Source organism: Anthropogastromicrobium sp. (assembly GCF_037349415.1).
GTDB classification, from domain to species: domain Bacteria; phylum Bacillota; class Clostridia; order Lachnospirales; family Lachnospiraceae; genus Anthropogastromicrobium; species Anthropogastromicrobium aceti.
The window spans coordinates 1-14,102 of sequence record NZ_JAXWCK010000011.1; the positions used below are offsets into that span (position 1 = coordinate 1).

General features: G+C 41.2%; 12 protein-coding genes and 1 tRNA gene. 6 read left to right on the top strand and 7 right to left on the bottom strand.

Annotation, left to right across the window (positions count from 1 at the left end):
- Positions 1–284: 284 nt before the first annotated feature.
- From WJP93_RS00710 to dnaA, 7 genes are all read right to left on the bottom strand, one after another.
- Positions 285–372: transfer RNA gene (locus tag WJP93_RS00710), tRNA-Ser, on the bottom strand.
- Positions 373–500: 128 nt separating this feature from the next.
- Entirely contained in the window at positions 501–2,996 is a 2,496-nt protein-coding gene (gene gyrA / locus WJP93_RS00715) for a DNA gyrase subunit A (protein ID WP_227102234.1), read from the bottom strand.
- Positions 2,997–3,055: 59 nt separating this feature from the next.
- Positions 3,056–4,972: a DNA topoisomerase (ATP-hydrolyzing) subunit B gene (gyrB, locus tag WJP93_RS00720; RefSeq protein WP_227102235.1), complete on the bottom strand. Its 1,917-nt coding sequence runs from the start codon at positions 4,970–4,972 to the stop codon at positions 3,056–3,058.
- Between the two features lie 17 nt (positions 4,973–4,989).
- Positions 4,990–6,117, bottom strand: a complete 1,128-nt coding sequence (gene recF / locus WJP93_RS00725; protein ID WP_066561133.1) for a DNA replication/repair protein RecF — start codon at positions 6,115–6,117, stop codon at positions 4,990–4,992.
- A 4-nt stretch (positions 6,118–6,121) separates the two neighbouring features.
- Complete coding sequence (locus WJP93_RS00730; RefSeq protein ID WP_066561134.1) at positions 6,122–6,334, bottom strand: RNA-binding S4 domain-containing protein; 213 nt, start codon at positions 6,332–6,334, stop codon at positions 6,122–6,124.
- A 46-nt stretch (positions 6,335–6,380) separates the two neighbouring features.
- Positions 6,381–7,487 carry a DNA polymerase III subunit beta gene (dnaN, locus tag WJP93_RS00735; RefSeq protein ID WP_337546293.1) on the bottom strand — a complete coding sequence of 369 codons (1,107 nt, stop codon included), beginning with the start codon at positions 7,485–7,487 and terminating at the stop codon, positions 6,381–6,383.
- A gap of 199 nt (positions 7,488–7,686) precedes the next feature.
- Positions 7,687–9,066, bottom strand: coding sequence for a chromosomal replication initiator protein DnaA (gene dnaA / locus WJP93_RS00740; protein ID WP_118615099.1), 1,380 nt, complete (start codon positions 9,064–9,066; stop codon positions 7,687–7,689).
- A 708-nt stretch (positions 9,067–9,774) separates the two neighbouring features.
- Between dnaA and rpmH the strand changes: the two genes are divergently transcribed.
- The 6 genes from rpmH (at position 9,775) to mnmE (ending at position 14,096) form a co-directional block, all read left to right on the top strand.
- The gene (gene rpmH / locus WJP93_RS00745) at positions 9,775–9,909 is read left to right on the top strand and encodes a 50S ribosomal protein L34 (RefSeq protein WP_066561139.1); all 135 of its coding nucleotides are present in this window, start codon (positions 9,775–9,777) and stop codon (positions 9,907–9,909) included.
- A complete protein-coding gene (gene rnpA, locus WJP93_RS00750; protein ID WP_066561141.1) occupies positions 9,910–10,254 on the top strand; it encodes a ribonuclease P protein component in 345 nt (114 codons plus the stop codon).
- Positions 10,255–10,264: 10 nt separating this feature from the next.
- Complete coding sequence (yidD, locus tag WJP93_RS00755; protein WP_082868613.1) at positions 10,265–10,477, top strand: membrane protein insertion efficiency factor YidD; 213 nt, start codon at positions 10,265–10,267, stop codon at positions 10,475–10,477.
- Between the two features lie 21 nt (positions 10,478–10,498).
- On the top strand, positions 10,499–11,764 hold the full coding sequence (locus WJP93_RS00760) for a YidC/Oxa1 family membrane protein insertase (protein ID WP_337546299.1): 1,266 nt from the start codon (positions 10,499–10,501) through the stop codon (positions 11,762–11,764).
- A 64-nt stretch (positions 11,765–11,828) separates the two neighbouring features.
- The gene (gene jag / locus WJP93_RS00765; RefSeq protein WP_118615093.1) at positions 11,829–12,572 is read left to right on the top strand and encodes an RNA-binding cell elongation regulator Jag/EloR; all 744 of its coding nucleotides are present in this window, start codon (positions 11,829–11,831) and stop codon (positions 12,570–12,572) included.
- A 93-nt stretch (positions 12,573–12,665) separates the two neighbouring features.
- On the top strand, positions 12,666–14,096 hold the full coding sequence (mnmE, locus tag WJP93_RS00770; RefSeq protein ID WP_337546301.1) for a tRNA uridine-5-carboxymethylaminomethyl(34) synthesis GTPase MnmE: 1,431 nt from the start codon (positions 12,666–12,668) through the stop codon (positions 14,094–14,096).
- The last annotated feature ends 6 nt before the right edge of the window (positions 14,097–14,102 follow it).

Consider the following 14,102-nt stretch of genomic DNA (forward strand, 5'->3'; position numbering starts at 1 on the left):
TTTTTAAGAAATCTTCAGGGTTGGTTATACTGTTCAATTATCAAGGTTCTTTGTGTTTTGTATTGTCTGTCTCAGCGACAGCTTCTATATACTAGCACACTTTCAAGCGTTTGTCAACAACTTTTTTAACTTTTTTCAAATCTTTTTTTCGAGATTTGAAAGTAAAGAAAAAGAAAACCTTTGCGCTGCCTTACGACAAACCCAAAGGGTGACACAATACATATGGGACTGCAAGTAAATCTAATAACCTTTTGTTATGATACTACACTTTCCTAAAATAGAAACGGAGAAAGAGGGATTTGAACCCTCGCACCGCGCAAACGGTCTACACCCTTAGCAGGGGCGCCTCTTCAGCCACTTGAGTATTTCTCCACAACTATAACTTATATGAATTGCTTAAACGCATAAGTGATTATAACCCATGTTTCACTTAATGTCAATACCTATTTTCATTTTTTTTCAAAAAGGGACGCCGAAGCGTCCCTCACAACATTATCAGATTACACTTCTTTAGAACCTACAGTCTCCTCAGAAGTCTCAGCAAATTCTTCTTCCTTAGATTCTTCAATAAGTTCAATGCTTGATACCTTAACGTTTTCCTGATCTACCTGCATTAGCTTAACACCGCTGGTATCTCTTCCTAAAACAGGAATAGTATCTGTCTTCATACGAATCACAGTACCTTCCGTTGTTATTAACATCAGCTCATAGCCCTCTTTATATACCTTTACGCCAGCCAAATTACCGGTCTTTGCATTGACGCGATAGCAGCGAATACCCTTACCGCCTCGATTCTGATCTTTAAATTCACTCATAGCAGTCTTCTTGCCCATACCCATTTCGGATACAAAAAGAAGCTCACCATTCTCCTCTGCGACCTGCATGCCAATTACACTGTCTCCATCTGCCAGGTTCATACCCTTTACACCCATGGATACTCTTCCCGTTGCTCTGGCATCATTTTCATCAAAGCGAATACACTGACCCAGATGTGAAATCATGATAATATCACGCTTTCCATCTGTAACATGAACGTCAATCAGCTCATCACCCTCGCGCAGACTAATTGCCGCCAATCCTACCTTACGAATATTTCCATATTCCGACAGATTTGTTCTCTTAATCATGCCAAGCTTTGTTGCCATGGTCAGATAACCAGACTCATGTCCCTCATTTCTAAGAATCGAAGTTACCTTTTCACCTGCCTGCAGCTGCAGCAGATTAATAACAGCTGTTCCTCTTGCAGTACGACTTGCCTCAGGTATCTCATAACCCTTAAGCTGGTACACTCTTCCGAGATTTGTAAAGAAAAGAACATAATCATGATTATTAATTGTAATCAGATCTGCAATATAGTCCTCATCTAATATATTCATTCCCTTAATACCTTTGCCGCCTCGGTTCTGCGCCTTAAAGTGATCTGGGGACATTCTCTTAATGTAGCCAAGCTTTGTCATAGCAATAACAGCTGCCTCATTTGGAATTAAGTCCTCTGCATTAAATTCATCCTCTGCCAGCTCAATTGCCGTTTTACGGTCATCACCATATTTAGCCTTAATCGTAAGAAGTTCATCACGAATAACGCTAAGCAATACCTTCTCATCACCTAAAATACTCTGCAGGTAAGCAATTCGCTCCTCTAGCTCCTTATATTCATTTTCCAGACGATTTCGCTCCAATCCAGTCAATGCGCGAAGACGCATATCTACAATTGCCTGAGACTGGGCATCTGAAAGACCAAACTCTTCAATCAATGATGCTTTTGCAGCTACTACATTTGCAGAACCACGAATGATCTCAATCACACGATCTATATGATCCAGTGCAATTAACAGTCCCTCCAAGATATGAGCACGCTCCTGTGCCTTACTTAAATCGTATCTGGTGCGTCTTGTTACAACCTCCTCCTGATGCTGCAGATAATAATACAGCATATCATGGATATTAAGGATTCTTGGCTCGCCGCCGACAAGCGCCAGCATGATAACACCAAATGTGTCCTGCAGCTGTGTATGCTTCATAAGCTGATTTAACACCACATTAGGATTTACATCACGGCGCAGTTCAATTGAAATTCGCATTCCTTCACGACTGGACTGATCGGCTAAATCAGTAATTCCATCTACACGCTTATCCTTTACAAGCTCTGCGATCTTCTCGATCAGCTTTGCTTTGTTGACACCATAAGGAAGCTCCGTTACTACAATTCGGTTCTTGCCATTTTGCATCGGCTCAATGTTTGTTACTGCACGGACAATAATCTTTCCCTTTCCAGTACGATATGCCTCTTCGATACCGCGTCGGCCAATAATTGTTGCACCTGTTGGGAAATCTGGTCCCTGAATAACACTCATCAGCTCCTCAATCTCTGTATCACGATTCTCGTCAATACGGTTGTTAATCATTTTAACAACTGCATCAATTGTCTCTTTGATGTTATGAGGCGGAATATTTGATGCCATTCCAACTGCGATACCAGTGGTACCGTTACACAAAAGATTTGGGAAACGGCAAGGAAGCACATCTGGCTCTTTCTCTGTCTCATCAAAGTTCGGACTGAAATTTACAGTGTCCTTATTGATGTCTGCAAGCATCTCCATTGCAATCTTAGACAGACGCGCCTCCGTATAACGCATGGCTGCTGCGCCATCTCCATCCACAGAACCAAAGTTTCCATGGCCATCAACAAGCGGATAATGGGTAGACCACTCCTGCGCCATATTGACTAGTGCTCCATATATTGAGCTGTCTCCGTGCGGATGATATTTACCCATGGTATCGCCGACGATACGTGCGCATTTACGATGCGGCTTATCCGGACCGTTGTTTAACTCGATCATGGAGTATAAAACTCTTCTCTGTACTGGCTTTAAGCCGTCTCTAACATCAGGTAGCGCTCTCTGAGAGATAACACTCATAGCGTAGTCAATATATGACTGCTCCATCGTTTTCTTCAGATCGATCTCCTGCACTTTATCAAATATGGTTTCGTCCATGTTTCCCTCTCATTCTTACTATGCATCCTTATATCCCGACAGACCAATTTGGTCTGTCATCAGATATCAAGGTTCTTAACATACTTTGCGTTTTTCTCAATAAAGAGTCTTCTTGGCTCAACGCGGTCTCCCATCAAGGTGTTAAAGGTAACATCAATATCAGATGCGTACGACTCGTCAAAGTTTACCTTCAAAAGAACACGATGTTTTGGATCCATTGTAGTCTCCCACAGCTGTTCCGCGTCCATCTCTCCAAGTCCCTTATATCGCTGGATCTTATTATTTTGGTCTCTTCCTACCTCATCAAGAATTGCTGCAAGCTCCTCATCTGAGTACGCATACCAGACCTTCTTGTTTTTCTCCAGCTTATATAACGGCGGCTGTGCACGGTATACATAGCCCTGCTTGATTAACTCCGGCATAAAGCGATAGATAAATGTCAGAAGCAGTGTTGCGATATGAGCACCATCAACATCGGCATCAGTCATGATAATGATTTTATGATAGCGAAGCTTTGTAATATCAAAATCTTCATGTATACCTGTTCCAAATGCTGTAATCATAGCCTTAATCTCTGCATTTTCATATACACGATCAAGTCGTGCCTTCTCAACATTTAAAATCTTTCCTCTAAGAGGTAAAATTGCCTGTGTTGCACGATCACGCGCTGTCTTTGCAGAACCACCAGCAGAATCTCCCTCTACAATGTAGATCTCGCATTTTTCTGGATTCTTATCAGTACAGTCTGCTAACTTGCCTGGAAGCGTCATTGAATCAAGCGCTGTCTTTCTTCTTGTCAGATCACGTGCCTTTCTCGCTGCCGCACGTGCACGCTGTGCAAGAATTGCCTTGTCACAGATCATCTTCGCAACGCTTGGATTTTGTTCCAGAAAATATGTTAACTGTTCACTTACAATTGCAGATACAGCACCTCTGGCTTCATTGTTTCCAAGCTTTTGCTTTGTCTGGCCTTCAAACTGCGGATCCTCAATCTTAATGCTGATTACAGCAGTCATACCCTCACGGATATCCTCACCAGACAATGAATCCTCATTGTCCTTTAAAAGCTTATTTGCTCTGGCATATTTATTAAACAGATCTGTCAATGCCGCCTTAAAACCAGACAGATGGGTTCCTCCCTCTGGTGTGTTGATGTTATTGACAAAGCTGTAAATATTTTCGTTGTAGTAATCGTTGTGCTGAATTGCTACCTCAACAGCAACGTTATTCTTTGTTCCTTCACAGTAAATAATCTGCGGATACAGTGGCTCCTTCGCACTATTTAAGTACTCAACAAACTCCTTAATGCCACCCTCATAGTGGAATGTCTCGCAAAGATTTGGCTCCTCACGCTCATCCGTCAGAATAATTTTCAATCCCTTTGTCAAAAACGCCATTTCACGAAGACGCTCTTTAAGCGTATCATAATTGTAGACTAAGGTATCAAAAATTTCACCGTCAGGCTTAAACGTAACCTTTGTTCCATGCTTGTTTGGATCACAGGTATCCACTTCGGCAAGCTTGTTTACTACATGACCACGCTCATAGCGCTGCATATAAACCTTGCCCTCATGATAAATTTCAACTTCAAGCCAAATGGAAAGTGCATTTACGACAGATGCTCCTACACCATGAAGACCTCCTGAAACTTTGTATCCTCCGCCGCCAAACTTTCCGCCTGCATGAAGAATTGTAAATACAACCTCAACCGCTGGAATGCCAGCCTTCGGATGGATTCCAATCGGAATTCCTCGTCCATTATCAACAACTGTAATTGAATTGTCTTTATGAATGATCACATCGATCTTGGTGCAGACACCTGCCAGAGCTTCATCCACGGCATTGTCTACTATCTCATATACCAGATGGTGAAGCCCTCTCTCAGATGTGCTTCCGATATACATGCCCGGACGTTTTCTGACTGCCTCCAGCCCCTCCAGTATCTGAATCTGACCTGCTCCGTATTCGTCGCTCATTGTGTCCTCCTCACTGATTAAAAAATCGTTTCACTATTCAGGGAATTTACCCTAGTCACTACGCCCCGCTCCACATGATAAATCTGATCCATGTGAAACCGGTGCCTTACAAACTCCTCTAGACCTGTACATGTAATAAAGGTCTGAATATCATGAATGCTGTCCAGCAAATAGTTTTGTCTGCTGCTGTCCAACTCGCTAAGTACATCGTCAAGCAAAAGAACCGGTGTATCATTTACCTTTCGCTTTACAATCTCAATCTCCGCAAGCTTTAATGCAAGCGCTGCACTTCTTTGCTGCCCCTGCGATCCAAATGTACGGATATCTGTCGTTTGTCCTGTTGCCATATTTTGTACACGAAATCGAATATCATCACGATGTGGCCCCGTCAGTGTTGTCTTTTGCCGTATCTCCCTCTCTCGATTAAGAAAAAGAATCTCATCAAACCTATCAGCAGATACATTTGGCTCATACGAAACTGCCAGCTGTTCCCTACCGCCTGTCAGGGAATGATAAATCTGTGCGATTACTGGTGCAATCTCACCAACAAATGCTTCCCTAAGCTGTACAATTTTTTTTCCATGCTGAATTAGCTGTGCATCCCAGACATCGAGCATTGCCTGTGCATCCTTCGACAGATCTATCTCTTTTAACAGTGCATTTCGTTGTGTAAGACATTTATTGTAATGCGTCAAAAAATGCAGATACACCTTGTCAAGCTGGCAAAGCTCCATGTCCAAAAAGCGTCTGCGCTCTCCAGGACCGTTTTTTATCACCTGAAGATCCTCTGGTGAAAAGAAAACGACATTTAAAAGGCCAATCAATTCACTTGAGCGGCGGATTGGCACGCCATTAATTGCAATTCCCTTTGTCTTTGATTTTTTTAAATGCATATCCACCCGGTATGGAATGCCTTTTTTTTCAGCCTCAAGACGAAGGTGCGCCTCCTCTTTTCCAAAGCGGATCATCTCTCGGTCATGACTACCTCTGTATGATTTATTTGTCATACAAAGATAAATGCCCTCAAGGATATTTGTCTTTCCCTGCGCGTTATCCCCATAAAAAATGTTGATGCCATGATGAAAAGATAATTCCTGTAAATCGTAATTTCGAAAATCTGACAGCGCAAGTGATTTTACAATCATATGATTATTCCTTTACAATCTCAATTGTCTCTCCTGCAAAGCTTACCACATCCTTGTCATATAGCTTTTTGCCGCGCTGCAGCTCAACCTGACCATTCACCTTAACCTTTCCGTCAAGAATCACAATCTTTGCCTCCACACCACTTCCAACAAGCTTTGCTGCCTTTAGTGCCTGACCAAGCTTAATGAAATCCTCTCTTAATACTATTTTTGCCATTTATTTATTCATCCTTTCATACTCATTATAATTTATTTTATCGATTTTAATAAACGTTAAAGTTTACCGGAAGAATCAGATAAATATAAGTGCCTTCATCATTGCGAATAAAGCAAGGTGCCTTTGGATTAATCATGTAGATGTTAATCATCTCATCATCAATTACTCGAAGCGCATCAATTAAAAATTTTGGATTAAATCCAATCATGATATCCTTGCCGCGCTTATCAATTGCAAGTTCTTCCTTCATGGAACCATATGCAGAGTTTAACTTTACCTCCATGCTGTGATCAGTGATGCCAATAATAATCGGTTTCTTGTCACTATCCTTAATCAGCATTGTGGTACGGTCGATACATGAAAGCATCTCCTTTTTATTCACTGTCAGCTTAGTATCATAATCACTGTTTAACATCTGGTCAATACGGAAATATTCTCCCTCAATCAAACGTGACACAACAATAGTGTCGTCAAACTCAAACAAAACATGATTCTCAGTAAAGTACAAGCGAACTTCGTCATCTGTTCCGCCACTAATAATCTTGCTTACTTCGTTTAGTGTTTTTCCTGGAACAACAACTTTAATAGAATCATACGAATCCTTTAACACAATCTTGCGAATTGAAATACGATGACCATCCAAAGATACAATGCGCAGGTTATTGCCATTAATTTCCAACAGTTCACCTGCCATCATCTTGTTATTCTCATTGTCTGAAATGGAAAATATCGTTTGGCGGATAATTTCCTTCAGAGTAAACTGAGACAGTGTAACACAGTTTAAGCGTTCCACCTCTGGAAGAAATGTAAACTCATCTGCATTCTTTCCAGGAATTGTAAAATTAATCTTCTCACACTGAATTTTCACAGAGTCAGTTCCATCGGTTTCAATGGAGATATCATTGTCTGGAAGACGACGAACAATCTCAGAAAAAATCTTAGCATCAATTGCAATACGTCCATTGTCCTCAATGATGCCATGAATTTCTGTTTCAATCCCCAATTCCATATCATTTGCTGTCATAAGAATGCGTCCTTCTTTCGTCTGAATCAGAATGCACTCTAAGATCGGCATGGTTGTCTTATTTGAAACGGCTTTTGAAACAATTGAAACACCTTTTTGTAACTCTTCTCGTGGACAGATAATATGCATGGTGGCACTCTCCTTTTTGCTGATAGATAGATTTATAATATATATAGTAGTAGTAGTAGGGGTTGGGGATATTGGGGATAACTCTAAAAAACCTAGGACTTATGCGGCTTACAGAAGAAAAATTTTGGGGATAACTTGTGGATAACTATGTGGATAACTGGGTAAGTTATCCACAATATCCCCAATCGATCCCCAAAGCTCAGCCAAGAGCCGGGTTGATTTTTTTCTGTAAAACGTCGATGGTATCTTGTAAAAACTGGCTGTTTTTGAGATCCTCAGTAATCTTTTCAATTCCGTGCCGGACAGTCGTGTGATCACGATTTCCGAGTTCCTTTCCGATCTGCTGAAGAGACAAATCGGTCATTTGACGGCACAGATACATCGCAATTTGGCGGGAGTAGGCGATATCCTTATTACGCTTCTGTGAAAGAAGCTCATCTGCCTCAAAGCCAAAGTGTGATGCAATGACCTCAACAATCAGAGGAACAGTAATCGTAACCTCTTTGTGGTTGTTGATGATGTCGCGAAGTACATCTTCCGCCATATTAAGCGTGATTTCTTTATTAGAAAGACGTTTAAAAGCGGTAATTCGATTGAGCGCACCTTCAAGCTCACGAATATTAGTATTGATATTTTCAGCAATATAGTTGATAATATCGTCAGAGATCTTTGTGTTCTCTGTTTCTTCCTTTTTATGAAGGATTGCCACACGAGTCTCATAATCAGGAGCAGAGACATCGACTGGAAGACCAACAGAAAAGCGAGAGCGAAGACGTTCCTCAAGGTTTGTGAAATCCTTTGGAGGTTTATCAGAAGTAATGATAACCTGCTTGCCCGTTTCATATAAGTAGTTGAAGGTGTGGAAAAACTCCTCCTGTGTGCTTTCCTTTCCAATTAAAAACTGGATATCGTCAATCATAAGGACATCAATGCTGCGGTATTTCTCTTTAAACTCAGCATTCTTCTTGCCTTTAAGAGAGTCGATCAGGTCATTTGTGAATGTCTCACTAGTGACATATAAAACGCGTACACTTGGATCATTGCGCAGAATATAGTGGGCAATAGACTGCATCAGATGCGTCTTGCCAAGACCTGCGCCGCCATAGATAAATAGTGGGTTGTAGAGGGTTCCAGGAGATTCAGCAACAGCAAGTGAAGCAGCATGTGCGAATCGGTTATTGGAGCCAACAACAAAGGTATCAAATGTATAGCGTGGGTTTAAGTTGGCATTCATCACAGCAGCATAATAGGAGTTTAACTCGGGGGTTACAATGTTAGAAGCTTCTGCAGTGAGGTTTGGACGCTTCTCAAGGTCCTCCGAAGTAACAAAGATCACATTGCAGTGCAGGCCGATCTTCTCCTCAATGACAATCTCAAGAATCTGCTTGTACTTCTTCTTGATATAGTCTAGTATATTGGGGATACCTTTTGTATCTGCCAAGATGTAGACCTGGTCATTGTCTACATTGTGGATTTCCATAGGGACAATCCAAGTATCGTAAGATACCTTTGAAATATCATAATTTTCCTTCAGGGTGTCTTTTATGGCATCCCAGTTTTCCTTTAATCTGTCAATCATTTGTTACTCCTGACGTCGGTATATGGTAATTTTCGAGAAAAGAGCCTATTAGCCCATATAATGATATTATACTAAAAATAATGAAGAATTTCAAGAGAGAAGAGGAGAGCAGTCTGTAAAAAATATCAACAACATTGGGGTGAAATGTGGATAATATTGTGGATAGGCTGTGGATAACATGTGGATAAGTGGAAAAAAGCTGTGGATAGAGTGGGGATAACTCAGAAGGGGGTATGGCATATAAAATTGTGGATAATGTGGATAAGATTGTTTATAAGTAAAAACAGAGTGAGTTATCCACAGAGTTATCCACCAAACACATGTACTTATCCACAATATCCACAAAAAAAAGTTTGTCGTAAAATCAAGGGTTTGAGAAGGGTTTTTTGTATTATCCCCAAAGTTATGCACAAGTTATCCACAATTTGGGGATAACTTTTATCCACAACATTTCTGAATGAAAAAGTTGTGGATAACTTTGGGGATAAGTTGGGGATAACTTTTTTGTAATAAAAAATAAAAAACACTAAAAAAAACCTTGACGAAATGCGAGTTTCTTAATATAATGCGTATGATGTCCAATTTTTGCAACGGCGTTAAAAAGCGCCGAAAAATCGCACTTTTGGTGCAAGCTGTGGGACTGATACTCACAGTGTAAGAAACAGTATTATTTGAAAACTAACACAGAAAACAAGGAGGTGTTTTGTTATGAAGATGACATTTCAGCCAAAGAAGAGATCCCATGCAAAGGTTCATGGTTTCCGTGCAAGAATGAGCACAAAGGGAGGAAGAAAGGTTCTGGCAGCAAGAAGAGCAAAGGGAAGAAAGGTTCTCTCTGCTTAATTGAGCAGTATCAACTCTCTTAAAAAGAACAGAGACTTTCAGAGAGTCTACAGCAAACGGCAGTCTTTTGCAAATCGTTCGCTGGTCATGTACAAGATGTCAAACGACCGCGCTGATACCCGCATTGGCATATCTGTCAGTAAAAAGGTAGGAAACAGTGTGGTCAGGCATCGGGTTACAAGAGTGATCCGTGAATGCTGCCGCTTACACGAAAAAGAATTAATACAAGGATTGGACATAGTGATTGTTGCCAGACCGTTGGCGAAGGAACAAGGATTAATGGAAATTGAGGAAGCTTTTTTTCATGTAGGAAGAAAGCTGAATATTTTTTTAGAATCGAAGTAGGGTCGGGACTATGAAGAAGATTATGATTCATATGATAAGGTTTTACCAGAAGTATTTATCACCTCTCAAAGTCCGGACCCACTGTATATATACCCCAACCTGTTCGCAGTATGCAATAGAAGCGTTGGAAAAGTATGGAGCTTTGAAAGGCTCCTTACTTGCTATATGGAGGATATTGCGCTGCAATCCATTTTCAAAAGGGGGGTACGACCCTGTTCCGTAGGTAGCTTAAGGAGGAAAACAAGTGGATTTTTTATCATTAACACAAAGTAACTGGTTTCTTGTAGGGCCAGTTGCGAAGGTGCTTGGTGTTGTCATGAATGGAATTTACGAGTTCCTGGATATGTTTGGCATTGCAAGCATTGGATTGGCGATCATTTTATTCACGATTATTATTAAAGCATTGATGCTTCCGCTTTCCATCAAGCAGCAGAAGTTTACAAAGCTTAATAGTATTATGGCGCCAGAACTTCAGCAGGTTCAGAAAAAGTATGCAAATCTGGACAAGTCAAGCCCGAAGTACAATGAAATGCTTTTGAAGCAGAATGAAGAGATGAAGGAAGTCTATGCAAAGTACGGAACAAGCCCGACAGGCGGTTGCGTTCAGATGCTGATTCAGATGCCGATTCTGTTCGCTTTGTATCAGGTTATTTACAAGATTCCGGGCTATATCACAAAGGTAAGAGCGTTCTATGAGCCGATTGTTGAGGCACTGCAGAACATTCCTACTTACAGGGATAACGCAGATTTCGTGACATTGGCACAGCAAAACGGCATCAATGCAGCAGGATTGAGTGATTCTAACAAGCTGATTGATCTGCTTTACAACTTCGATAAGACTGAGTGGACTAAGTTTACCGAGATCTTCCCGAATTTGAATGAGTACGTAGCCAAGGCACTGCCAAGTATCGAGAAAGCAAATTATTTCCTGGGAATGGATTTGGCAACTGCACCTGCACAGCAGCTGTGGCCTGGTGTTTTAATTCCTATTCTTGCCGGTCTTACTCAGTGGCTTAGCTCTAAGATGATGCAGACAGATAATGGAAGCAAGAATTCAGATGACACAATGGGAAGCACAATGAAGACCATGAATATCATGATGCCTCTTATGTCAGTGTTCTTCTGTTTCACATTCTCTGCAGGTATCGGTGTATACTGGATTGCATCTTCTGTTGTTATGATTCTGATTCAGATGATCGTAAACAAGTATATGGAGCGCATTGATATTAATCAGATGGTTGAAAAGAACATTGAAAAGGCTAATGTAAAGCGTGTTAAGAAGGGTCAGAAGCCGCTTAAGGCAAAGGCTGTTATGAATGTTCGTACTATCGAAGAAGAAAGAGAACTCGAAGAAAAGAAAGAAGCTGAGCTGAAAGAGCGTGTGACAAAGCAGGTTGAGAAATCAACTGAGTACTATTCCACCACCCAGAAAAAGAAGGGTAAGCTGGCATCTAAGGCCGGAATGGTTCAGCAGTACAACGAAAAGAGTGAAAAGAAGAACAGAAAGTAATCAGTGATTGTAAGGCTGATTACTTGCTTGGGGAAGCTTGCAGATTCAGAAAGGTAAGGTTTGTATGACAGAGTTTGCTACGTTCACTGGAAAGAATGTAGATGAAGCCGTAAACAATGCACTGCTTCAGCTTCAGATCACCAGTGAAAAACTTGAGTATGAGGTTGTTGAAAAAGGTTCGAATGGTCTGCTTGGTTTTATCGGTTCTAAGCCGGCGGTGATCCGTGCACGTAAAAAGTCAGATTTTATCGATGAGGGAGAAGAATTTTTACAGAATATTTTCCACGAGATGAATATGGAAGTTGATATCGCAGTTGCCTACAATAAAGAAGAACAGGTTGTTGATATCGTTCTGACCGGAGAAGACATGGGCATCCTGATCGGAAAAAGAGGACAGACACTGGATTCACTGCAGCATCTGGTGAGCCTTGTTATAAACAAACACAGCGAAGAATATATTCGTGTCAAGCTGGATACTGAGAATTACCGTGAAAGAAGAAAGGAAACTCTCGAGCAGCTGGCAAAGAATATTGCCTACAAGGTAAAGAGAACAAGACGTCCGGCATCACTTGAGCCGATGAATCCTTATGAGAGAAGGATCATCCACTCTGCACTTCAGGACGACAAGTTTGTATATACCAAGAGCGAGGGCGAGGATCCATTTCGTCATGTAGTGGTACTTCCTAAAAAAGAAGCAATTCCGCAGAGAAGATACTACAAAAGCTATGACAAAGGATACAAAACAAATTATGACAGAAGCGCAGCTGGTACAAGAGAAACAGCTGAAAAGCTGACTTCTGAGGAATAATAGAGAAAGTGCCATTCAAAGTTCATACGGACTATTGAGTGGCATTTTCTGTATCATTCTTGGAAACTTACGAAAATCGAAGTGAGGTATAATATGAAAGAAAATAGTACAATTGCGGCGATTGCAACGGCACTTAGTCCAGCAGGAATTAGCATTATTAGAATAAGTGGACCTCAGGCGCTTGATGTGATTGATCGTATTTATAGAACAAAAAAAGAGGTAGAGTCGATTAAAAAAGGAGCATTTGCCGCGGCAGCGTCATCTTCAGCGAAAAAGCTCTCAAATGCACCTACACATACCATTCATTACGGCTATATTTGTGATGAAAATGAGGTAATTGATGAGGTTATGGTATCCATCATGAAAGGACCTCGTTCCTTTACTGCAGAGGATACAGTAGAGATTAACTGTCACGGAGGCATTCTTGTTACGAGACGTGTATTAGATTGTGTGTTTAAAAATGGGGCAGCACCGGCACAGCCTGGTGAGTTTACAAAGAGGGCCTTTTTAAACGGACGAATTGATCTGTCTCAGGCAGAGGCTGTTATGGAGCTTATATCTGCAAAGAATCGTTTTGCAATAGATGCATCACTAGAACAGCTATCTGGAAAAATTAAAAACCGCATACAAGACCTCAGAAGCACGCTTTTAGACGAGATTGCTTATATAGAGGCAGCACTTGACGATCCAGAGCATATTTCGCTTGAAGGCTATACAGAGGGACTCACAGAACGTGTTCAAAAAATTAGAGCAGCAGTAAAGAAGATGGCAGACTCCTTTGATAATGGAAAGGTTTTAACAGAGGGGATTCGCACTGTGATTGTAGGAAAGCCAAATGCCGGAAAGTCATCTTTGCTCAATGCGTTATCAGGAAGACAGAGGGCAATTGTCACAGAGATTGCCGGTACGACGAGAGATACTCTTGAGGAGCAGATTATGCTTGGCGATTTGAGTTTAATTTTGGTGGACACAGCTGGTATTCGTGACACATCTGATGTTGTTGAAAAAATCGGCGTAGAGAAGGCACGTGAGGCTGCTGCAAAGGCAGACCTATTGATTTACGTGGCAGATTCATCCCGAAATCTCGATGAAGATGATCATAAGATTATGCAGTTGCTAAAAAACAAAAAAAGTATTATTCTGTTAAATAAGTCCGATTTATCTTCTGTAATTCAGCCGAAGGATTTAAAGGCAGCTGGAGTGGATGCACCTGTTCTTTGGATATCAGCGGCAAATGAAGATGGATTAGATGCGCTTGAGCAGACAATACGTGACATGTTTGAACAGGGAATGATTGCAGGAAATGATGAGGTTGTTATCACGAATGCACGTCAAAAAACATGTCTGTTAAATGCCTGCGAAAGCCTGAGGCTTGCAGAGGAGGGCATTGAAAATGGGATGCCGGAGGATATGCTGACAATCGACATGATGGATGCTTATACCAGTTTGGGAGAAGTAATCGGCGAGGAGATTGAAGAAGATCTGGTAAACCGTATTTTTGCAAAGTTCTGTATGGGTAAGTAACTAGAT